This is a genomic window from Catenulispora sp. GP43, assembly GCF_041260665.1.
Classification (GTDB): Bacteria; Actinomycetota; Actinomycetes; order Streptomycetales; family Catenulisporaceae; genus Catenulispora.
Window position 1 is genome coordinate 126,559 of the sequence record NZ_JBGCCT010000009.1, and the last position, 20,355, is coordinate 146,913.

The following is a 20,355-nucleotide window of genomic DNA, read 5'->3' on the forward strand; positions in this document are numbered from 1 at the left end:
CGTTCGAATTGGAACAACTCGTCACGGAGGGACCCGTGCCATGAGCGAGACACCCGAGGCCACCATCCGCACCCGCGTGCGCGTGCCGCTGAGATTCGGAGACGGCTACAGCGTCGACGCCGAGCTCGTGACGTTCCACGGCCTGGTCGACGGCGGGGAGCACCTGGCCGTCGTGCTCGGCGAGCCCGGCGCCGTACCCGGCGTCCCGCCCCTGGTCCGGATGCACTCGGAGTGCCTGACCGGCGACGTGTTCGGCTCGGCCCGCTGCGACTGCGGCCCGCAGCTGCGCGAGTCGGTGGAGCGCATCGCCGAGGCCGGCGGCTACCTGCTCTACCTGCGGCAGGAGGGGCGCGGCATCGGGCTGTACAACAAGCTCGACGCCTATGCCCTGCAGGACTCCGGGCTGGACACCTACCAGGCCAACGTCGCCCTCGGCCTGCCGGAGGACGCGCGCGACTACACGGTCGCCGCGCAGATGCTGATGGCGCTCCGCGTGGACAGCGTGCACCTGTTGTCGAACAATCCGGACAAGGAGGCGCAGCTGGCGGGTCTGCACGTGACCGTCACCGAGCGCGTGCCGACCGGGGCCCACACCACCGCCCACAACCTGCGCTACCTGCGGGCCAAGGTCGAGCACACGCGGCACAGCATCGCGCTGGACGACGTGCTGTCCGTGGCCTGAGCCGCCGCACACCCCCGGGAGAAGCCATGACCGTAGAGACCGTGTCCCCCGAACGGATGCCCGCGCTGTATCTGAGCCACGGCGCTCCCCCGCTGGCCGACGACCCGATCTGGCCCGGCCAGCTGGCGGCGTGGTCGGCGGACCTGCCGAAGCCGAAGGCCGTGCTGATGGTCTCGGCGCACTGGGAGGAGGCGCCGCTGGCGCTCGGAGCGACCACGACGATCCCCCTTGTGTACGACTTCTGGGGCTTCCCGCAGCACTACTACGAGGTCCAGTACCGGGCCCCGGGTACGCCGGCGCTGGCCGAGTCGGTGCGCAAGCTGCTGCACTCGCCGGGGCTGGAGGTGCAGGACGAGCCGACGCGCGGGCTGGACCACGGGGCGTACGTGCCGCTGGTCGAGATGTACCCGGAAGCCGACGTCCCGGTGCTGCAGGTGTCGATGCCGACGCTGGAGCCGGAGCAGCTGATGGCGATCGGGCGGCGGCTGGCGCCGTTGCGGGACGAGGGCGTGCTGATCGTCGGCAGCGGCTTCTTCACGCACAACCTGCGGGCGCTGAGTCAGGAGGGCAAGGTGCACTCGGTGATGTCGGAGTTCGACGACTGGGGGCACCAGGCCCTGGACGCCGGCGACGTGGACGCGCTGCTGGACTTCGAGAACAAGGCGCCGGCCGGGAAGCTGGCGCATCCGCGGACGGAGCACTTCGCGCCGCTGTTCGTGACGCTGGGGGCGGCCGAGGCGGAGCTGGGGTCGCAGCGGTCGGTGATCGACGGGTTCTGGATGGGGCTGGCCAAGCGGTCGGTGCAGATCGGGTAGCGGGTGCAGATCGGGTCGCGCGACCAGTAGCGCGGCCACCGGCACGGTGGTTGGCTGGTGGCGGGGGTGTCGAAGGGATCCCTGATGAGCGCACCCGGCCCCTGGCCCGTCATCCACTCCGAGCGCCACGCACTGGCGGCGGATCTACAGCAGCTGACGCCGGAGCAGTGGAACACGCCGTCGCTGTGTGCAGGGCGCTCGGTCCGCGACGTCCTGGCTCACATGACGGCGACGGCGGAGATGACCCCGCCGAAGTTCCTCACAAAGCTGGCCAAGTCCCGCTTCAAGTTCGGCGCCATGACCGACGCGGACATCGCCCAGCGCACCTCGGGAACGCCCGCGGAGGGACTCGCAGCCTTCGAGGCCCAGGCCGACACCTCGACCCACCCGCCCGGCCCGGCCGACTCCTGGCTCGGCGAGACCATCGTGCACGCCGAGGATATCCGCCGCCCACTGGGCATCGCGCACGAGTACCCGACCGACGCGGTACTGCGCGTCGCAGACTTCTACAAGAAATCGAACCTACTGATCGGCGCCAAGAACCGCATCACCGGCCTGACCCTGCGCGCCACCGACGCCGACTGGGCGACCGGCACCGGCCCCGAGGTGCGCGGGCCGGCGCTGGCACTGGTGCTCGCCATGACGGGACGGCCCGCCGGGCTGGCCGGGCTGTCGGGGGACGGTGTGGGGATGCTGCAGTCGCGGATGCCGGTGGAGGCGGTTTGGTCGGTGGAGTGAAGCAGAACGCGGTCTCGGAGCCTGTGGCTCCGAGACCGCGTTCACAGCGTCAGCGCTGGATCTCACCTTTCCGAAAGCTGCGGTACGACTGGCCGTCGCTGATGCTTAGTGGCCTTGTAAGCATCGACCGCCTTACGGGAACTCCTCCAGACCCCGTCTGGCCCCTGGACGGCATCGAGTCGGCCTCGCTGGGCCGCCTGTCGTAGCGCGGCCAGGGTCGTCGTCGTGTCGACCAGCGCAGCCAGCGGCACCAGACGAGCAGGGCCGGCGACATTCGGCACGATGAAGCTGTTGAGACTGTCGACCATCGCTCGTGCGATCAGCTCCCCGAGCGAGCCGTAATCACCGGCATCAGCTCGCTGCATCGCCACGAGATAGGTCTCACGTTGCCGCTTGAAGATCACGACCGGCGGATACCCCAGCCTGACAAGGACCAGGTTCAACACCAGGCGTCCCGTCCGGCCATTTCCGTCGATGAACGGATGCACCTTCTCAAACTCGTTGTGCAAGCGCGCCAAGACCTCCGGAAGGGGCCGATCCGACGTCACTCCAGTGCCAGTGAGTTGTTCGCCGGTGAGGCACACCTCATCGACCCACTCCTGCATCCTCGCCGGCACCAACGTCCAGGCAGGCGGCGTCATGCCCGCTGAGAAGGGGAGGATGTCGTGCTCACGAAAGCTTCCCGGACCTTCGCTGCTCTTCGCATCATGGCGCGGGGCCACATCCCAGACGGGGGTCATCGCCGCGTAGTGCACCTGACGAACTTCCGCGATGGTGAGCAGCCGGCCATCATGCCAATCGCCAGGCTCCAGGGCCTGGCCGTAAACCCACTGCGCGGCATCAGCGTAGCCGCGCACCTCGTTGTACTCCTTGAGCGGTTTCGCCCCGACAGCCCGTCCCTGTTCCAGCAGCGTCTGCACCTCGCGCAGGACCAGGGTGTTGCCCTCCAGCGCCGTGGAATGGTGCGCTTCCAAATGCCAGATGTCTTGCCAAATCGACTGGGCTTCCTTGGGACTCGGCAGGCCGCCGAAACGCCCGTTGAGTTCCGCCAGCGCCCGATCGAGCCGGTCATACACACTGGCCCGGCTCGGACGACCTCTACCCACCACTGACGATGCTCCTACCTGCCACCACCTGGCTGGCCACCCTTTTGATACACCAACTCATTACTCAATTGAACTTATCAATTAAGCCGAGCAGGCGATGACGACACGCTCATGGTGGACGCTGGCGATCGGTGGCTGCGTCGCATCAGTCACAACGGACCGAAGCCAGAACGCGGTCTCGGAGCCACAGGCTCCGAGACCGCGTTCGCAGCGTCAGCGCTGCTTCTCAGTCACACCAGGGTGCGATCAGCTGCACCCGCTAGTCGACCCACACCCCTCGCACACATAGCAGCTCCCCGAAGGCCGCATCTTCGTCCCGCACGTCAAGCACAGCGGCGCGTCTGCGGCGTAGCCGAGCTTCGCCTCCAGCAGCTCCGTGGAGGAGCCGACGCTCTTCGGTGCGGGCAGCGGGGCCGAGTCGGTCTTCTTCGCCGGGGCGGCCGGTTCGGTCCGGTGCTCTATCGGGGCGGACTGGGCGAGGGTTTCGTGGTCGAGCTGCTCGTCCTCGTCGGGGAGGTAGCTGCCGGTCTCGAGCTGGCGCTGGCGCTCCTCGTTCGTGTAGATGCCGTAGGCGGCCCGGGTGTCGAAGTCCAGGTGGTCCAGGGCCAGGCGGCGGAAGATGTAGTCGATGATCGACTGGGCCATGCGGACGTCCGGGTCGTCGGTCATGCCGGCCGGCTCGAAGCGCATGTTCGTGAACTTCGCGACGTACGTCTCCAGCGGGACCCCGTACTGCAGGCCCACCGAGATGGCGATCGAGAAGGCGTCCATCATGCCGGCCAGGGTCGAGCCCTGCTTCGACATCTTCAGGAAGACCTCGCCGAGGTCGCCGTCCTCGTAGGAGTTCGCCGTCATGTAGCCCTCGGCGCCGCCCACGGAGAAGGAGCTGGTGATGCCGCGGCGGTTCTTGCCCAGGCGCTTGCGGACCGGCTGCGCGTACAGCGTCGCCGCGGCCGGGGCCGGGACGGCGGCAGTGGCGGCCGGAGCCGAAGCGGTCGCCGCGGCGGCCGCGGCGGCCTTCTGGCCCTTCGCGTCCTGCAGCGGCTGGCCGACCTTGCAGTTGTTGCGGTAGATCGCCAGCGCCTTCAGGCCCAGCTTCCAGCCCTGGAAGTAGATCTCCTCGACGTCCTCGACCGAGGCCTGCTCGGGCATGTTCACGGTCTTGGAGATGGCCCCGGACAGGAACGGCTGGATCGCCGCCATCATCCGCACGTGGCCCATCGGGGCGATGGAGCGCTCGCCCATCGCGCAGTCGAAGACCGAGTAGTGCTCCGGCTTCAGGCCCGGGGCGTCCACGACGTGGCCCTGCTCGCCGATGTACTCGACGACCGCCTCGATCTGCTCCTGCTGGTAGCCCAGGCGCTTCAGGGCGCGCGGGACGGTGTTGTTCACGATCTGCATCGAGCCGCCGCCGACCAGCTTCTTGAACTTCACCAGCGCCAGGTCCGGCTCCACGCCGGTGGTGTCGACGTCCATCATGAAGCCGATGGTGCCGGTCGGCGCCAGCAGCGAGGCCTGCGCGTTGCGCCAGCCGTTGACCGCACCGATCTCCAGGCCGCGCTTCCACTCGGTGCGCGAGAGCTCCAGGATGTCCTTGTCGAAGTCCTCGAACGGGGTGTAGGCGTCCGCCGCGTCCGAGTGCTTCTTCATCACGGCCGCGTGCGGCTTGGCGTTGCGGGCGAAGCCGTTGTACGGGCCCACCACGCCGGCCAGCTCGGCCGAGCGGCGGTAGGCGACGCCGGTCATCAGCGAGGTGATCGCCGCGGCGATGGCGCGGCCGCCCTCGGAGTCGTAGGCGTGGCCGGTGGCCATCAGCAGCGCGCCGAGGTTGGCGTAGCCGATGCCCAGCTGGCGGTAGTCGCGGGTGGTCTGGCCGATCTCCGGGGTCGGGAAGTCCGCGAAGGAGATGGAGATGTCCATCGCGGTGATGATCAGCTCGACCATCTTCACGAAGGTCTCGGTGTCGAAGGTGTCGTCCTCGCGCAGGAACTTCATCAGGTTCAGCGAGGCCAGGTTGCAGGACGAGTTGTCCAGCGACAGGTACTCCGAGCACGGGTTGGACGCGGTGATGCGGCCGGTCTCGGGGTTGGTGTGCCAGGCGTTGATGGTGTCGTCGTACTGCAGGCCCGGGTCGGCGCACTCCCAGGCGGCCTGGGCGATGTCGCGGAACAGCTTCTTGGCGTCCAGGGTCTCGATGACCTCGCCGGTCTGCCGGGCGCGCAGGCCGAAGCGCTCGCCGTTCTCCACCGCGGTCAGGAACTCGTCCGTGACGCGGACCGAGTTGTTCGCGTTCTGGTACTGGACGCTGGTGATGTCCTTGCCGCCCAGGTCCATGTCGAACCCGGCGTCGCGCAGCGCGCGGATCTTGTCCTCTTCGCGCGCCTTGGTCTGGACGAACTCCTCGATGTCCGGGTGGTCCACGTCCAGCACGACCATCTTGGCCGCGCGGCGGGTGGCGCCGCCGGACTTGATGGTGCCGGCCGAGGCGTCGGCGCCGCGCATGAAGGAGACCGGGCCGCTGGCGTTGCCGCCGGAGGACAAAAGCTCCTTGGAAGAGCGGATACGGGACAAGTTCAGGCCAGCTCCAGAGCCGCCCTTGAAGATCAGCCCCTCCTCGCGGTACCAGTTCAGGATCGAGTCCATCGAGTCGTCGACGGCCAGGATGAAGCACGCGGAGACCTGCTGCGGCGACTTGGTGCCGACGTTGAACCAGACCGGGGAGTTGAAGGCGAACATCTGGTGCAGCAGCGCGTGGGCGAGCTCGTGCTCGAAGATCTCCGCGTCGGCCGGGGTCGCGAAGTACCCGTGGTCCTCGCCGCCCTTGCGGTAGGTCTTCACGATCCGGTCGATGAGCTGCTTGAGCGACCACTCGCGGGCCGGGGTGCCGACGGCGCCGCGGAAGTACTTGGTGGTCACGATGTTCGCGGCGTTGACCGACCAGAACTCGGGGAACTCCACACCCTTCTGCTCGAAGTTGATCGAGCCGTCGCGCCAGTTGGTCATCACGACGTCGCGGCGCTCCCACACGACCTCGTCGTACGGGTGCACGCCGGCGGTGGTGTGGATCCGCTCGATCGTCATCCCCTTGCCGCTCTTGGCGGGAGCCTTCGCCTCATGGGAAACACCCGGGGCGGGCACGACCTGCCCGGGCTTCATGGGAGCCTTCCCGTTGCCGCGGGCCGACGCCGCGCCGCGCGGTCCGCTAGCCGTCTCCGTCATACTTCTTCCCTCTCCCGTCCTGGGAAACCATTCCGACACCCCGAGGCGGTTCGCCGCCTGCGGAATTGAACAAGCTCTGGATCGCCGGGCCCCAGGCGGGGCCCGCACGAAAGTTTTCATCATGTCCCCGCCGGCGATGGCGGGCTCAGGCCTCAGGCCCGTTCGCGCTCCGCCCGCAACATCAGGATCTCGGCCTCGAAGTCCTCCAGGGACTCGAAGGCCCGGTACACCGACGCGAAGCGGAGGTAGGCGACCTCGTCGAGCTCCCGGAGCGGGACGAGTATCGCCAGCCCGACCTCGTGGGCGGGGATCTCCGCGGAGCCGGCGGCCCGCAGCACGTCCTCCACCCGCTGGGCGAGCACGGCCAACTGGCCCTCGGTCACCGGCCGGCCCTGACACGCCTTGCGCACGCCGCCGACGACCTTGTCCCGGCTGAACGGCTCGGTCGCGCCGGAACGCTTGACCACCAAAAGCTGAGCGCTCTCCACCGTGGTGAAGCGGCGCCCGCACTCGGGGCACTGGCGGCGGCGGCGGATCGAGGTGCCGTCCTCGGAGCTGCGGGAGTCCACGACGCGGCTGTCGTCATGCTTGCAGAAGGGACAGTGCACGGTTTTCCGGCCTCCTTCTCACAGCGTGACATGGCGAGCGCGTGACGGGATGGCGTCACCCTCCGCTGTGGTCTACTAACCACAACCTATGGAGCGTTGACGCTATTCCAATCACAAGATGTAGGGGTACGTTAGCCACTCCGCCCCACCGCTCGCAACCCGGACCGGCGTGTCGCGTAAGGGGTGAACGTGGTCCGTGGGACTACTGTTCGCGATCGCCGCAGCTACAGGGGCAAGCCCGGGGCGCTGTTCGAATCCCTGAGATTCTCCCCGGTTTTCGCCCGACCGGACCAACGCCGCGCCGGGCGGCCGGGACCGGAGCGAACAGAGTTGTGGAAACAGGCCGTTACCTTCCAGCCGGTGCCGCGTTAGACATTCCGTACGCCCGCCCCCCCCTCACGGGTTGTCGAACAGCCGTTCGTCACTGTGGGGGTGGCACCCGCTACGGTTGATCCAAGCGAACAAAGTTTCCATCACCCGCCACCGCCCAGCTCACTGGCGAAGGAGCCGCAAGCCATGGCCGTCCGGAGTACTTCCCCGACCGACACCCGAGAGGCCGCGCACGACGGACACGTTCCGTCCCCGCGCTTGACCGAGCGCCAGACGGCGGTCCTGAACGTCATCCGCGACTCGGTGCGTCGCCGGGGCTACCCGCCGTCGATGCGCGAGATCGGCGAGGCCGTGGGCCTGCAGTCCACCTCCAGCGTGCGGCACCAGCTGGTGACCCTGGAGAGCAAGGGCTTCCTGCACCGCGACGCCAACCGCCCGCGCGCCTACATCGTGCGCGGCGCCGAGGGCGGCACGACGCGCACCGGCAACGGCTCCGAGCCCGAGCCCGCGTATGTGCCGCTGGTCGGCCGGATCGCCGCCGGCGGCCCGATCCTGGCCGAGGAGCGCGTCGAGGAGATGATCCCGATCCCCAAGCAGATGGTGGGCGAGGGCGAGTTCTTCGCGCTGAAGGTGGTCGGCGACTCGATGATCGAGGCCGCGATCTGCGACGGCGACGTGGTCGTCATCCGCCAGCAGAAGCAGGCCGAGAACGGCGAGTTCGTGGCCGCCATGATCGACGGCGAGGCGACCGTCAAGGAACTGAAGAAGGAGGCGAACGCGGTCTGGCTGATGCCGCGCAACGCCGCCTACGAGCCGATCCCGGGCAACGACGCGGTCATCCTGGGCCGGGTCGTGACGGTGCTGCGCCGTCTTTGATCGATCGCCGCCGGGCGGCGGCGGGCGGGTCCTGATCGGGCAGGACCCGCCCGCCGCCGCGCCGAGCCGCTGGTCGGAGAGTTTCCTCAACGCCTTAGGGTTGTCAGCAACCTGCTGTACCCGGTGCACGTCACCTAGGCATGAACCGACTGAACAGCATCGCTCTCCTGGCCGGCGGCGCTCTCGTGGCGGTCGCCGCGACCGGATGCGCGTCCAGCGCCAAGCCCGCCGCCGCGAGCCCGGCCGCCGGCTCCTCGACCACCGCAGCCGCGCCGAGCACCACCACCTCCGCTGCGCCGGGCAACGCCTCCTCCTCCGCCCCGGCGGGCGGCTCCAGCTCGTCCCCGGCGGGCGGCTCCTCCAGCGCCCCGGCCACCGGCGCCACCTCGAGCACGGGCTCCAACTCCGGTTCCTCCGGCGGGTCCAACGGCGGTTCCACCGGCGGGTCCAACGCCGCCGCGCCGGTCAGCCACCCGGCCTGCGACAACGCCAAGCTGAACGCCTCGCTCTTCCAGGACCAGGGACAGCCCCCGACGAACCCCATCATCGCCGTGAAGAACACGGGCCCCACCTGCATGATCAACGCGATCCCCTACCTGTGGATCGTGAAGAGCCCGACCGACGCCTCCGACGAGCTCCGGCCGCTGATCCCCGGCGGCGCCGCCGGTACCGCGCAGCCTTCGACCTTCCTGTCCGGCACGACGCTGTACGCGGCGGTCGACCTGGACCCGGGCTCCGCTTCGGGCAACTCCGCCGGTTACAGCTACCTGGAAGTGACGGCCAACCCCACGAAGGACTCCAGCGGCAAGGACGTCCAGGACCTCCAACTCCCGAACTCGATGAACGTCTCCGGCCCCAAGCTCGGCGTCTACGCGACCAACCCGAGCAACGCGCTCAACGCGCTGCAGTACTCCACGACGCCGGAGAGCTGACAGACGGCTGATGAGGCGGGCGGGCGACAGCCGCCCGCCTCAGCTCTGCCAAGCCGAGATCTCTTCTTCAGAGCCGAGATCTGTTCTTCAAAGCCGAGATCTTTCCGGCGCCGGCACAGCCTGCCGCCGAACCCGCCTCAGTCCTCCTCGGCGGCCTCCTCCTCGGCCTTCTCCTCCGCGTTCCCCGCCAGCTTCGCCATCGCGTCGATGGCCCGCAGCGACTTCAGCACCCGGTCGGTGTCGTCGGTCTGCCAGAAGGCCGGCATCGACGCCCGCAGAAAGCCGCCGTACGGCTTGGTCGCCAGCCGCGAGTCCAGTACCGCCACCACGCCCTTGTCGTCGATCGCCCGGATCAGGCGGCCGGCGCCCTGGGCCAGCAGCAGCGCGGCGTGCGAGGCGGAGACCGCCATGAAGCCGTTGCCGCCGCTGCGGCCCACCGCCTCGGTGCGGGCCGCGGAGACCGGGTCGTCGGGGCGCGGGAACGGGATGCGGTCGATCACCACCAGCTGGAGCGAGGGCCCCGGCACGTTCACGCCCTGCCACAGGGACAGGGTGCCGAACAGGCAGGTCTCGGGGTCGTCGGCGAACTTGCGGAGCAGTTCGGCCAGCGAGTCCTCGCCCTGGCACAGGATCGGCAGGTCGATCTTGGCGCGGAGCTTCTCCGCCGCGGTCTGGGCCGCGCGCATCGAGGAGAACAGGCCCAGCGTCCGGCCGCCGGCATTGTCCATCAGGTCGGCGAGCAGGTCCAGCTGGTCGTCGCGGATGCCGTCGCGGCCCGGCGGGTCCAGGTGCCGGGCGACGTACAGGATGCCCTGCTTCGGGTAGTCGAAGGGCGAGCCGACGTCCAGGGCGCGCCAGTGCTGCGGCAGGTTCTGGACCGTGTCCAGGAACTCCTCGCCGTCGCTGTCGCCGTCGCGCAGCAGCTTCACCGCCGCGTCGTAGATCTCCTCGGGCAGCTCCGGCTTGAAGTCCAGTTCCACGCGCTCGCTGCCGTAGAGCCCGACGCTGCCGGCCACGCCGGTGAAGTCGCCGCCGAGCTTGAGCGTCGCCGAGGTGAGGACCACCGGGGTGCGCGCGAACATCTTGAAGCGCAGCAGGTGTTCGATGCCGAGCGGGGCGATCTTGAGCGTGGAGTTCTTAACGCCCTTGAACTCGCTGCGCTCCAGCCAGACCACGTCCTGCTCGGCGCCCTCCAGTACGCGCTCGGCAACCTGGTGCACGGCTTCGGTCGCGGCCCGCGCCTGCTTGCGGGCGCCGTCCATATCCAGGTCGCCGCCCTTGTTCTTGGACAGCTCGGTGAGCGCCGAGCGGCTGGCGTCGCGCAGCGCGACCAGCGCCATGCCCAACTCCTCCGGCAGGCCGCGCTGGAAGCGGCCCTCGGGGGTGTTCTCCAGCGCCTCGGTGAGGTCCAGGGTGGCCACCGCCAGGTTCGCGCCGGTGGCCTCCTTCAGGAACTTGTCGGCCCGATGGTGCGCGCGCTCGACCGCGGTCTTGGTGAGCTCGCCGGTCGCCGCCGAGGTCACGCGGTTCACCAGCTCGTGTGCCTCGTCGACGATCACGGCGTCGTGCTCGGGCAGCACCTGCACGTCGGAGTCCATGGCCGCGATGGCCAGCAGCGCGTGGTTGGTGACGACCACGTCCGCGGACCGGGCCAGTTCCTTGGCCTGCTCGGCGAAGCAGTCCTCGAAGTACTGGCACTTCGAGCCCAGGCACTCCCGCGCCGAGACCGACACCTGCGCCCAGGCCCGGTCGGACACGCCCGGCGAGAGGTCGTCGCGGTCCCCGGACTCGGTCTCCTGCACCCACTCCCGGACCCGCAGCACCTCGGCCCCGAGCTTGCCCACGGCCAGCGGGTCGAAGAGCACGTCCTGGTTCTCGTCCTCGGCGGCGCCGCCCTCGACCTTGTTCAGGCACACGTAGTTGTTGCGGCCCTTGAGCAGCGCGAACGCCGGCTCCCGCTTGATCAGCGGGGTTATCGCCGTGGCCAGCCGCGGCAGGTCGTGCGCCACGAGCTGGCGCTGCAGCGCCAGCGTCGCGGTGGCCACGATCACGCGCTTGTGGTGCGCCAGCGCCGGGACCAGGTACGCCAGCGACTTGCCGGTCCCGGTGCCGGCCTGCACCAGCAGGTGCACCCGGTCGTCGAGGCTGGCCGCGACGGCCTGGGCCATCGCGATCTGGCCGGGGCGTGTCTGGCCGCCCAACGCCTCCACTGCCGCGTCGAGCAGGGGCGTCAGGTCGTCTGTGGAAGGTTCGGGGGTGGCCCCGCCAGAGTTCGGCATGGTCGCACCAGAGTACTTGGCGGCGCCGACAGCTCGGGACCGAATCCCCCGGCCCCGACGGTCACCGGCCGGGTCGGGGCAGCAGCGCCGCAGCTCGCGAACTGTGCTGGTAGAGCACCCGGTTCCGGTCGCGGACCCGGGTCACCAGGCCGGAGCGGTGCAGGATGCCCAGGTGGTACGACACGGTGCTGACGGCCAGGAAGTGCCGCTCGCCGAGCTCCACCGTCGTGCGCGCGATGTCCAGGTCGGCCAGCAGCCGGGCCCGGGTCGCGCCGAGCAGGTCCGGGGTCGCCGGATCCGGCGGCGCTACGGCGTCGGACGACCGGCTCGGCGGTCCCGGGGCCGCGGGATAGGCGAGCATCGGCGAGCGCGGATCGGGCGCCGGGACCGAGTCCGCGATGATCCGCAGCACACTGCCGAACACCGTCGGCACCAGGGTCAGCCCGCCGCCGGACGGGATCCGGCCCTTGAAGCGGCTCGCCACGCGCAGGTGGTCGTCGGCCGGCATGTCCAGGCTCGGGTGCAGACCGGGCCACATCGCGGCCAGCCCATGGCGGGCCATGACCTGGGCCCGTGCCGAGATGTCCGCCTCCAGCCGGGCCCGGAGCACCGGCCACGCCGGCGCGATCACCAGCCGCCAGACCTGGTCGAGCTCGGCCGCCAGCCGCTCGGCCGCCTCCCGCTCGCCGCGCTCCGCCAGATCGAGCAGGGCGGCCGGGGCCCGTCCGCCGGCGATGCCCGTGACGTTCTCGCAGGGCACCCCCTCGATCGTCACCCGCAGCTCGAAGGCCAGCCGCTCGGCCCCGGTCGTGGCGATCGCGTGCAACTCGTCGCCGAGCTCCGCCTCGGGCCCGAGGGGCTGCGGGGTGAGGAAGTCGGGGACGTAGTCGCCGGCGGCGCCGAACAAGGAGCCGACCGCCGCCAGGCGGTGGTCGCGGACGGCGGATCGCACGCGGTCGTGCCAGCCGCCGCCGAACGGCGCGGCCTTCGCGGACAGCAGCGACAGCGCGTGGACGGTGATGGCGACCGGCGAGATCGCGAACCGGGTGTTCGCCAGTGTCGGCCCGTCCAGATCGAACCGCAGCATCGGCGCCCCCACGCTTGACGAGACCTTCGAATCTGATCGAAACATGGTGGGGCCGCGCTGTCCAACGCGTTGTATTGAGACGGGCACACACAGCCGCCGCGTGCCACACGGGGGGCACGCGGCGGCCGGGACCGGATCGGCGTTACAGGCTCAGCGGGTTGGCGACCGTCCCGTGCGCCTCGACGTGCGGCCGCTCCGCGCGGTCCCGGTAGCCGTCCAGCAGCAGCCGGTTCCGGTTCAGGCACAGCCGGTCGATCCGCTGGGTGAACAGGTCGAAAGCCTCGAAGCGGTCGGCCAGCTCCGGGAACGTGGCCTGATAGTCCAGGATCCGGTCGGCCACCAGGCCCCAGAACAGCTTGGGGTCGACGCCCAGGTGCTGCTCGGCGATCCGCGACAGGTAGCGGAAGTGGCCGACGAACAGCCCCGCGTGGATGAACTGGCACAGGTAGTCCGGCATCTCGCGCAGGATGACGGCGGCGACCTCGGCGGGGAGCTCGGCGAGCTCGGGCAGGTCCTTGGCCGAGATGTTGACGTCGTCGACGAAGTCCTTCACCGCGAGCCGGGTCGGCCACTCCCGCTCGTCGTTGACCAGCACCGCGTTCTCCCCGTGCGGGGAGAAGACCACGCCGTACTTGTACAGGAAGTGCAGCAGCGGCGGCAGGACCGCGGCGAACATCTTGTCCAGCCAGTCCGCGCCGTCCAGCCCCGAGCGCCTGACCAGCTCGACCACGAGCGGGCGGCCCTCGCTGTCGAGGTGCAGCAGCGAGGCCATGGTGCGGGCCCGCTCCCCCGGCTCCAGGCGCGGCGGCAGCGGCTGGCGCCAGATGGCGCCGAGCAGCTCGCGGTACTGGTACGGCGCGTCGGGCATCCGGTCCAGCACGGGGTGGCGCACCGCCACCGAGGCCACCTCGCCGAGCAGGATCACGCGGCACTCGTCGTTCAGGAACGGGTCGGCGTCGGCGATGTCCAGCAGCCACGAGGTCACCGCCGGCGCCGCGACCGTGCGCTCGGTCGGCAGTCCGCGCCAGACCATGGTGTTCAGCACCGACAGCGGCAGCTTCACGTGGTGGCGCTGGGGGTGCGTGACGTTGGAGAACGTCCGGATCGACTGCTGCGGCAGGTATTCGTCGTCGGCGTAGCCCAGCGGGACGATCAGGCCGGCCGCCACCTCCGCGCCGAACAGCGGCTGGATCATCTCGTCCCACTGCCACGGGTGCACCGGCAGCCACCAGTAGCGCGCCGGGTTGAAGCCGTTCCGGACCAGCTCCGACCCGAAGCGGATGCGGGTGTTGGAGTCCAGCTCCGTGGTGTACAGGCGCTGGGAGGTCAGGTTCCGGACCGCGTTGAACTCCGCGAGGTCCTGGTCCACCGCGATCCACGGCAGGCGCATGTGGTGCCGGGCCTCGGGGGTGTAGCGCAGGGCGTCGGAGGCCGAGAAGCCGAACCGGCCCTTGTTGAACACGATCCAGGGGTGGCCGGTCATGTGCCCTTCGAGCTCGGCGTAGGACAGGTCGGCGAGCTCCGCGGCGGTCACCGCCGAGCGGGCCAGGCCCACGTCGGCGGCCAGCGTCGCGGCCAGCTCGCGCACCAGGTGCCCGGCGGTGTCGCCGGGCAGGTCCAGGCGGCCCTGGGCATCGCGGACGAACAGCAGCGGGTCGTGCGGGGTGCTGTCCGCGCCGCGCTCGGAGCGGCGCAGCGACTCGGGGTCGACGAACCAGGAGCCGTAGTCGCCGCGGTCGGCGCGGAACCGGTAGCAGACGCCCTGGTCCAGGTCCAGGCGGTAGTGGTCGGCGCCGGCGGCCTCCGGATCCGGATCGGGGTCGAGCAATCCCTCGTAGCAGAACTCGCCGACGCACTTCGCCAGCAGCGCGCGGGCCGCCTTGCGCCAGGACTCGGAAGCCGCGCCGGTCTCGGCACGGAGGTTGCGGGCCGAAGGGGACATTCTCAGGGCACCTCGATTCGAATTCCGGGATCACGCTCCGCGGCCGCCTCCGGGTCGAAGGCGGTGTGCGCGGCACGCCGGGGCAGGTCGTAGACGGTCCGGCCGGTGAGGGCGTTCAGGATGACGGCCGCCCGGTGGGCGCCCAGGCCCAGGTCCGGGGCGCCGACGCCGTGGGTGCGCTGCTCGGCGTTCTGCGCGTACACCCCTGGGGCGACCCGGTAGTCCAGGTCGGCGGGGCCGAGCAGCTGCGCCAGGTCGGCGTCCAGGAAGTCCGGGACCCGGTCGCGGTAGCCGGTGGCCAGGACGACGGCGTCGGTCAGGACGCTGAACTCGCGTTTCTGGCGGTCGTGCAGGCAGGTGAGCTCGACGGAGCCTAAACCGGAACCGGAACCGGAACCGGAACCAGAGGGCTGCCAGGCCGCGCCGGTCACCGAGACACCGGGGAGCAGCGTCGCGCCGGTATCGCCGGCCAGGCCGAGAGTCCCGCCGTAGAGGCTGTCGAAGGAGCGCATGTGCAGTTCGGCGTGCAGGTCGGCGATCGTCTCGAAGCTGATCGCCCTGTGCAGCCGGCCCTGGGCGCGCAGCAGATCGGCGCGCACGTCCTCGCGCAGGCCGTGGAAGAAACGGGTGTAGTCCGGGGTGAAGTGCTCCAGCCCCAGCTTCGAGTACTCCATCGGCTCGAAGGCCGCGCTGCGCGTGAGCCACCGGACCCGCTGGCCCGGCACGCCGGTCCGCAGCAGGTCCAGCACGACCTCGGCGCCGGACTGGCCGGAGCCGACCACGGTCACGTCGTCGAGGGTCCGCAGCCGTTCGCGGTGCAGGAGGTAGTCGGCGCTGTGCAGCGTCGCCCCGGGGAGGTCGAACGGTGTCACCGGCTCGGTCCCGATGCCCAGCACGACATTCGTCGCGGTGGCGATCGTCGGACCGCTCGGCGCCTGGTACTCGACCTCGAAGCCGGCCTCCGCGCGGCGGACCCGGGTCACCGTCGCGCCGAAGCGGCAGAACGGCAGCTGCGCGGCGACCCACTGGCAGTAGGCCTCGTACTCGCGGCGCTGCAGGAACAGGTTCTCGGCGAAGTAGAAGCTGTAGAGGCGGTCGGTCTCGCGCAGCCAGTTCAGCACCGAGAACCGGCTCGTCGGGTCGGTCAGCGAGACCAGATCGGCCAGGAAGGGCACCTGGAGCGTGGCACCGTCGAGCATCATGCCCCGGTGCCAGGCGAAGGCCGGGCGCTGCTCCAGGAACAGCGGCTGCAGGCTGTGGTTCTCCCGCAGCGGCTCGGCCAGCGCGGCCAGCGACAGGTTGAACGGGCCGATCCCGACCCCGACCACGTCATAGTGCTGCATCAGCCCGCCCTCCGCGTCTCGGGGATCAGGGTCCGGTCGTAGACCATGAGCATCGCCTGCTTGTCCGGCAGGTCCAGGACGCCGCGCGGCTCGAACCCGGCATTGGTGAAGGCCCTGATCGAGCGCTGGTTGCGCAGGTCAGGCTCGGCCAGCACGCGCGAGGATGCGGTCCGCGACAGGGCCCAGTCGGCGACGGCGCGGATCAGCGTGGAGCCGACGCCGCGCCCGCGGTAGGAGCCGGGACCGATCAGCACGTGGATGCCGACGTCCCCGCGCCGCGCCGAGTAGTACCCGGCCAGCGGGTCCTGGTCGGCCTGGTAGACCTCCCAGTAGCTCATCGGCTCGCCGTCCAGGCGGCCCAGGTAGGGCTCGGAGTGCGCCGCGGACAGCTGCCCGGCGATATGCCGGTCCAGCACCTCGCGCGGCCCGGCCAGCTCCCAGAACGCGGCCACCTCCGGGTCGTTCATCCAACGGTGCAGCACGGCCAGGTCCTTCAGCGGCCGCAGCTGCTCCATCTCGAACCGGCCGAACGGCGTGGGCAGCAGCCATCCGGTGCGGGTCTGCGGCATCTTCATGATCGCCATCGCTAGGGCACCGCCAGAGGGTTCGGGATCTGCACGTACACGCTCTGCGTCTCCAGCGGGCCGACCAGCTCGTCCAGGCCCGCGACCCGGGTCAGCAGGTTGGCCTTGCACGACAGCGTCGAGCTCTCCAGCAGCGACTCGGTGACCCGGTGCGCCCGGCCGGCGGCCTGGCGCGAGGCGGCGAAGCGGCCGAGCACCTCCCGGGCCCGGCGCAGCAGCCGGCGCTCGTCGACCAGCGCGGTGGCACCCAGCGCGCCGATCATGCCGATCAGGTTGTTGACGCCGACGTAGTAGGTCAGGCGCTCGTCCACGATCGCGTCGCCGACCACGGTGTCGCTGTCCTCGCCGGGGCGCGGCACGAAGTCCGCCAGATTCGGCACCCCGGACTCGCGGAAGTAGTAGCCCTGGTTGTCGCGGTAGCGGCCGCCCTCGGGCAGGCCGTTCGCGTCCAGCATGACCAGGGTGTTCTGCTGGTGCGCCTCCAGCGTGATCCCGTACGCCGAGTCCAGCCACAGGATCGGGACGACGACCGTTTCCAGGTAGCGCGTGAACCAGTCCAGCACCGCCTCGGCCGGCCGCAGGCCGGTGCGCTCGGCCGAGCCGACGATGATGTCGGCGAGCAGGTTCTCGCGCAGGTGGCCGTTGCGGGAGGGGCCGTAGCCGAGGTCGGCGAAGGCGGCGACGCAGTAGACGCGGTCCACCGGGCCGAAGGGGTTCTCGCGCAGCAGCACGTCCAGGCCCAGGCTCCCGGTCTCGGCGACGATCCACGCCGGGTCGCCGAGAATGCCGAAGCCGGGGTGCGCGGCGGTGATGGCCTTGGCCAGGCCGGCGTCCAGCATCCGCCGGACCTCGACGCCGCGCCGCAGCTCCTTGCGCAGGTTCTCGCGCTTGGAGTTGGTGATGCGCAGCGCCAGGGGCAGCTTGAGCATGTAGGGGGCGTCGGCGCGATAGACGGTGCGGATCGAGCTGGTCGCGTGCCACGGGCGGCCGTGCGGGCCCAGGTCGGCCAGCAGGCCCTGGTCGGTCAGGGCCTGGACCTCGGGGCGCCGGCGCAGGTCCTGCGACTGCCAGGGGTGCGTGGGGATCAGGATGCTGTTCGGGGTCGCGCCGCGCGGCAGATCGCCGCCGAGCAGCTTGTGCACCAGGGCCGGGGCGGTGTCGGGCTCGGCCGAGTCGTGGCCGGCGATCGCCGGGTCCACGGCCCACCAGTGCAGCTGGAAGGAGCCGTCGAGCTCCGGCGAGTAGCGGGCCGCCTCCTCCTCCGACCAGCCCTCGCGGGCCTTCGGCGCCGGGTGGAAGGGGTGTCCGGCGACCAGCGCCTTCTCCGCCCACAGGAAGCGGGTCTCGCCCTGGGAGGTGCCGTGCGACAGGTGCGCGGCGATCCGGCGGGAGGAGTCGACGACCCGGCCGACCAGCTCGGCCACCGCCGGGACCCCGCCGCCGGCCTCGCGGGCGATCAGCGCGGCCAGGGTGGCGGCGTCCAGCGGCGGCGGGGCGGCCGGCGGCAGCCAGGACTCGGCGGTCCAGGCGCTGTCCGGCACGATCTCCTCGCCCGCCGGCCGCCCGAAGACCTTGTTCTTGGGCGCGGCGGACTTGCGGTTGGCGTGCGGCAGCGCCAGCGGGTAGGCCGGGCCGAACCGGTGCCAGCCGACCGCCGACCAGGCGTCGACGTCCACCTCGACGGTGACGCCGGTGGCCGGGAAGGTCAGCCGCATCGGGCCGCCGGTCGGCACCGGGATCCGGGCCTCGCGGACCCAGCAGCGCAACAGGACTTCGGCCGACAGCTCGTCGGCGGCGAATGTGTTCATGACGGGCCCCTGACGAAGGCCGAGGATGCAGTGCCGCCGGCGGCGCGGACGGCGGCCAGCAAAGCTTCGATCTGCAACTCGGTGGTGTGCGGGTTGAGGAGGGTGAGCTTGAGGCGGACCCGGCCCGGTGGCGTACCCGGCCGCTCCCGCGCCAGCTCGGTGCGCCCGAGGACGGCACGGCCGGCCTCGAGCAGATGCCGCCGCAGGACCCCGTTGACGCGGTCGGCGTCGCGGGGGTCCGGCGGAAGGTAGCGGAACAGGACGGTGGTCAGCTGCGGCTCGGCGGTGAGCTCCAGGTCGGCGTGCTTCTTGACCACCTCGGCCGCGTAGCCCGCGAGCGCGCGGCAGCGGTCGGTGAGCTCCTGGAAGCCGCTCCGGCCGAGCGTCTGGAAGGCGGCGGCGAGCTTCACCGCGTCGGCCCGCCGCGTGGTGCGCAGCGAGCGGCCCAGCAGGCTGGGGTAGCCGGCCTGCTCGTCGTCGACGGAGTTCAGGTAGGCGACGCGCTTCTCCAGCGACCGCAGGGACGCGGCCTGCTTGACCAGGAAGCAGCCGGCCGGCACCGGCTGCCAGCCGAGCTTGTGCAGGTCCAGGGTGACGGAGTCGGCGGCGTGCAGGCCCTGCAGGCGCGCGTCCGCGACGGTGCCGAGCAGCAGGCCGCCGCCGTAGGCCGCGTCCACGTGGAACCAGGCCCCGTGCCGGGCCGCGACCTTGCCGATCGGCACCAGCGGATCGATGGCGCCCAGATCCGTGGTCCCGGCGGTGGCGACCACGGCGAGCGGGATCTCGTCCCGGTCGGCGACCGCCTCCATCGCCTCGGCCAGCGCATCGGACCGCATCCGGCCCTCGAAGTCGGAGGCGACGGGAATGACGCACCGCTCCCCGAGCCCGAGGATCGCGGCATTGCGCGCGACGGAGAAGTGAGCCTGGTCGGAGGCCAGGATCCGCAGACGCCCGGCGGCGAACGCCGGGACCCCGTCGAGCTCGGGATCGGCGTCGAAGCGCCGCCGCAGCACATCATCGCGCGCGAGCATCAGCCCCATGAGATTGGACTCGGTCCCGCCGGAGGTCAGCACGCCGGCACTGGCATCGGAGTAGCCGACGGCGCGGGTCAGGCTCCGGACGACCCGCTCCTCGATCTCCCCGGCGGCCGGCGACTGGTCCCACGAATCAAGGGACTGGTTGAGCGCGGCCACCGCGGTCTCGGCGGCGACACCGACCGCGAGCGGCGGGCAGTGCAGGTGCGCGGCGCAATGCGGATGCGCCGGATCGGCCGAGCCCCAGGCCAGAAGACGGCCGAGGCCGGCGAGCGCCTCGAAGGGGTCCTGGCCCTGGTCGGGCAGCGCACCGAAGCCGCTGGCGGCGACCGCCTCGCGCACGGCGGCCGGCCCGCCGGGCGGGAGCGGGCCGAGCCAGTCGGCGCGGCCGCGGTCGAGGCCGTCGAGGACGGTGGCGAGCAGGAGGGCGAGGGCGCCGGTGCCGGCCGGGCCGGAGGCCAGGGCGGTGGCGTCGATGGCGGGGCTCGGCGGGGGGAAGGCGGGCTGATCAGCTGCAGCTGGCGGCTCGGGCGCGGCGGGCGTGAGTGTCAGCGGCGCGAGGCAGTCGCCTGGCGAGACCGGCGCGGCGAGCGGCTCGGTGAGCGCGGGGTTCGGTGATGCGAAGGCGGCTGCTCCGGCGGCGGCATCGGCGGGCGCGAGGGTCAGGGACGCGAGGCAGTCTCCCGGCGACACCGGCACGGCAGCGGCGGCGAGATTGGCGACCTGGTTGGCGACCTGGTTCGCGGCCTGGTTCGCGACCTGGTTCGCGGCGATGCTCAGCGCCGGCCCCGTCGGGTGGTCTGTCGGGTGATCCGTCGGGTGATCCGTCGGCGCCAGCCGCCCCACCGGCTCGGCGCGCAGGACTCCTCGCAGGACGTCGGCCTCGACGCCGCTCATCTCGCCGATGTCGACCTTCGCGCCGGCCCGGACCGGCAGCTGGGTGCCCGGTTCCTCGTCAATGTGCTCAGACAC

The 20,355-nt window shown here is 71.0% G+C and carries 15 protein-coding genes; 5 read left to right on the forward strand and 10 right to left on the reverse strand.

The annotated features are described in order from the left end of the window. Nucleotides 1-40: 40 nt before the first annotated feature. The 3 genes from ribA (at nt 41) to ABH926_RS19965 (ending at nt 2,235) form a co-directional block, all read left to right on the forward strand. Entirely contained in the window at nt 41-682 is a 642-nt protein-coding gene (ribA, locus tag ABH926_RS19955; protein WP_370367185.1) for a GTP cyclohydrolase II, read from the forward strand. 26 nt (nt 683-708) lie between these two features. After that, the gene (locus tag ABH926_RS19960) at nt 709-1,497 is read left to right on the forward strand and encodes a dioxygenase (RefSeq protein ID WP_370367186.1); all 789 of its coding nucleotides are present in this window, start codon (nt 709-711) and stop codon (nt 1,495-1,497) included. Between the two features lie 84 nt (nt 1,498-1,581). Beyond that, complete coding sequence (locus ABH926_RS19965; protein WP_370367187.1) at nt 1,582-2,235, forward strand: maleylpyruvate isomerase family mycothiol-dependent enzyme; 654 nt, start codon at nt 1,582-1,584, stop codon at nt 2,233-2,235. A gap of 62 nt (nt 2,236-2,297) precedes the next feature. On the opposite strand, the gene ABH926_RS19970 is transcribed toward ABH926_RS19965, so the two are convergent. The 3 genes from ABH926_RS19970 to nrdR all read right to left on the reverse strand — a co-directional run bounded on the left by ABH926_RS19970 (nt 2,298) and on the right by nrdR (nt 7,168). Continuing rightward, nucleotides 2,298-3,311 carry a Fic family protein gene (locus ABH926_RS19970; RefSeq protein WP_370367188.1) on the reverse strand — a complete coding sequence of 338 codons (1,014 nt, stop codon included), beginning with the start codon at nt 3,309-3,311 and terminating at the stop codon, nt 2,298-2,300. Nucleotides 3,312-3,587: 276 nt separating this feature from the next. Beyond that, nucleotides 3,588-6,560, reverse strand: coding sequence for a vitamin B12-dependent ribonucleotide reductase (locus ABH926_RS19975; protein ID WP_370367189.1), 2,973 nt, complete (start codon nt 6,558-6,560; stop codon nt 3,588-3,590). Nucleotides 6,561-6,712: 152 nt separating this feature from the next. Next, on the reverse strand, nt 6,713-7,168 hold the full coding sequence (gene nrdR, locus ABH926_RS19980; protein WP_370340699.1) for a transcriptional regulator NrdR: 456 nt from the start codon (nt 7,166-7,168) through the stop codon (nt 6,713-6,715). A gap of 516 nt (nt 7,169-7,684) precedes the next feature. Between nrdR and lexA the strand changes: the two genes are divergently transcribed. Both lexA and ABH926_RS19990 read left to right on the forward strand, forming a co-directional pair. Continuing rightward, on the forward strand, nt 7,685-8,374 hold the full coding sequence (gene lexA, locus ABH926_RS19985; protein ID WP_370367190.1) for a transcriptional repressor LexA: 690 nt from the start codon (nt 7,685-7,687) through the stop codon (nt 8,372-8,374). Nucleotides 8,375-8,514: 140 nt separating this feature from the next. Next, nucleotides 8,515-9,306 (forward strand): hypothetical protein, encoded by a 792-nt coding sequence (locus ABH926_RS19990; protein WP_370367191.1) that lies wholly within the window; start codon nt 8,515-8,517, stop codon nt 9,304-9,306. Between the two features lie 137 nt (nt 9,307-9,443). On the opposite strand, the gene ABH926_RS19995 is transcribed toward ABH926_RS19990, so the two are convergent. The 7 genes from ABH926_RS19995 to ABH926_RS20025 all read right to left on the reverse strand — a co-directional run bounded on the left by ABH926_RS19995 (nt 9,444) and on the right by ABH926_RS20025 (nt 20,355). Then, the gene (locus ABH926_RS19995; RefSeq protein WP_370367192.1) at nt 9,444-11,585 is read right to left on the reverse strand and encodes an ATP-dependent DNA helicase; all 2,142 of its coding nucleotides are present in this window, start codon (nt 11,583-11,585) and stop codon (nt 9,444-9,446) included. A 61-nt stretch (nt 11,586-11,646) separates the two neighbouring features. Beyond that, the gene (locus ABH926_RS20000) at nt 11,647-12,672 is read right to left on the reverse strand and encodes a hypothetical protein (RefSeq protein ID WP_370367193.1); all 1,026 of its coding nucleotides are present in this window, start codon (nt 12,670-12,672) and stop codon (nt 11,647-11,649) included. Nucleotides 12,673-12,814: 142 nt separating this feature from the next. Beyond that, nucleotides 12,815-14,614, reverse strand: coding sequence for an IucA/IucC family siderophore biosynthesis protein (locus tag ABH926_RS20005; protein WP_370367194.1), 1,800 nt, complete (start codon nt 14,612-14,614; stop codon nt 12,815-12,817). Between the two features lie 2 nt (nt 14,615-14,616). Further along, nucleotides 14,617-15,957: a lysine N(6)-hydroxylase/L-ornithine N(5)-oxygenase family protein gene (locus ABH926_RS20010; RefSeq protein WP_370367195.1), complete on the reverse strand. Its 1,341-nt coding sequence runs from the start codon at nt 15,955-15,957 to the stop codon at nt 14,617-14,619. Beyond that, nucleotides 15,957-16,541, reverse strand: coding sequence for a GNAT family N-acetyltransferase (locus ABH926_RS20015; RefSeq protein WP_370367196.1), 585 nt, complete (start codon nt 16,539-16,541; stop codon nt 15,957-15,959). The genes ABH926_RS20010 and ABH926_RS20015 overlap by 1 nt, the downstream gene beginning before the upstream one ends. A 2-nt stretch (nt 16,542-16,543) precedes the next feature. Next, a complete protein-coding gene (locus ABH926_RS20020) occupies nt 16,544-18,349 on the reverse strand; it encodes an IucA/IucC family siderophore biosynthesis protein (protein WP_370367197.1) in 1,806 nt (601 codons plus the stop codon). Then, a complete protein-coding gene (locus ABH926_RS20025; RefSeq protein ID WP_370367198.1) occupies nt 18,346-20,355 on the reverse strand; it encodes an aspartate aminotransferase family protein in 2,010 nt (669 codons plus the stop codon). Before ABH926_RS20025 ends, ABH926_RS20020 begins: the two co-directional genes overlap by 4 nt.